Here is a 1491-nt window from a genome sequence, read left to right as displayed (position 1 = left end):
CGGGCGCGATGGGCAGGCGCTGGCTCACCTTCAGCAGGCGGTGCGCAAGGTCGGTGGCGTCCACCTCCAGCGCGATGGTGCCGGGCCAGGTCTGGACGTCTGGCGCAGCTGGCGCAAGCACGGTGGCTGGAAGCGAGGGCGGTGGCGGTGGCGGTGGCGGGGCCCCCATGGCCGGCGAGGTCATCAAGGCACTGATGGCGCCCAGGCACAGGCCGGTCACGAGCCACCCGCGAATGGGTGCCCGCGCGGCCCGCATGTCTGCGGACAAGGTCTTCGGTAGCTGCATCGTCGAAGTATCCACGCTGCGGCGAAGCGATCCGTCAAGCCCTATGCCGCAGGGGCTGCCTACTGCGCGTTGCGCAGCACGGGAATACACAATCCGTTCACGTTTCGTTCGGGCCACGACAACGTCAACTCAATCACGGTATTGGGCATCGTGGTCGAACCACAGGCAGCGCCCAACGAAGGCCGCTGCCTATCATCCACCGCTCCACTTCGAGAAGACTGCCGCCGCCGGCTCCTGGGCAGCGCACGGACAGGAACCACCGGCAATGTCGCCCCCCCGTCGTACCAGGCACGTGGCCAGCCACGGGTTGAGAAGCATCGATGCTTCGACCATCCGCCTGTTCCTGAACTTCGCCAGCCAGCAGACCCGCGACAGCTGGCAGCTGGGCGAGTTGCCTGCGGCAGAGCTGGTGTTCGTGCCGGCGGGCGAGCCGGTGCCAACCGAGGCAGTTGCTGCCATTGGCGTGTGGGTCGGCCCCGTGCCCGAGCATGTGCGCACGATGCCGGCCGAGTTCGAGCCCGTGAAACGGCTGGCACAACCGCTGCAGCTGGAAGCCTTCATCGAGGTGCTGCGGCAGGTGGAACGTGCGGACCCACCCGCTGCACCTGTTGCCTGGGCCCAGTCCCTGCATGCCCAGCCCGAGCTGCAGAACGCCGACGCCACCGCGCTGGCCACCGCCGTGCTGCGCCACATCCGCTCGAGCCAGTACACCTACACGCTGGAGCCGGGCACCTACGACAAGGATCCGGTGGACGAGTTCTGGCTGGACCGCAAGCTGGGTTTTTGCGAGCACTACGCCAGCGCCTTCACGGTGATCATGCGGGCGATGGGCATCCCGGCCCGCATCGTCACCGGCTACCAGGGCACCGACGAAACCGAGGCGGACGGCTACTGGATCGTGCGCCAGAGCCATGCCCATGCCTGGGCCGAATACTGGCAGCAAGGCCGAGGCTGGCTGCGGGCCGACCCGACCTCCGCCGTCGCCCCCGACCGCATCCAGCGCAGCCGCGCGCTGGAAGTGCCGCAAGGCCTTGTCGCCGGCACGCTCGAAGCGGTCAGCCCCGACCTGCGACTGCAACTGCGCCAGTTCTTCGAGTCCATGGACAACCGCTGGAACCAGTGGGTGCTGGGCTACGGCAAGCAGCAGCAGTTCCAGCTGATGGACAAGCTGGGGCTGGACGCGCGCGACACCGGCCAGCTCGTCC

At 68.2% G+C, this 1491-nt stretch carries 1 protein-coding gene and 1 pseudogene; one reads left to right on the top strand and one right to left on the bottom strand.

The annotated features are described in order from the left end of the window. A pseudogene (locus FKP22_RS34180) lies at positions 1 to 220 on the bottom strand (hypothetical protein); the annotation flags it as partial. Between the two features lie 331 nt (positions 221 to 551). On the opposite strand from FKP22_RS34180, the gene FKP22_RS34175 reads away from it, so the two are divergent. After that, positions 552 to 1491 (top strand): transglutaminase-like domain-containing protein (locus FKP22_RS34175; RefSeq protein ID WP_233447022.1); only part of this gene is annotated, 940 nt, incomplete at its 3' end.

It is taken from the genome of Ideonella azotifigens, assembly GCF_006519715.1.
In the GTDB taxonomy this organism is placed as follows: Bacteria; Pseudomonadota; Gammaproteobacteria; order Burkholderiales; family Burkholderiaceae_C; genus Ideonella; species Ideonella azotifigens.
The sequence above is the reverse complement of the archived record's forward strand: the minus strand, read 5'-3'. Positions and strand labels throughout refer to the sequence as shown.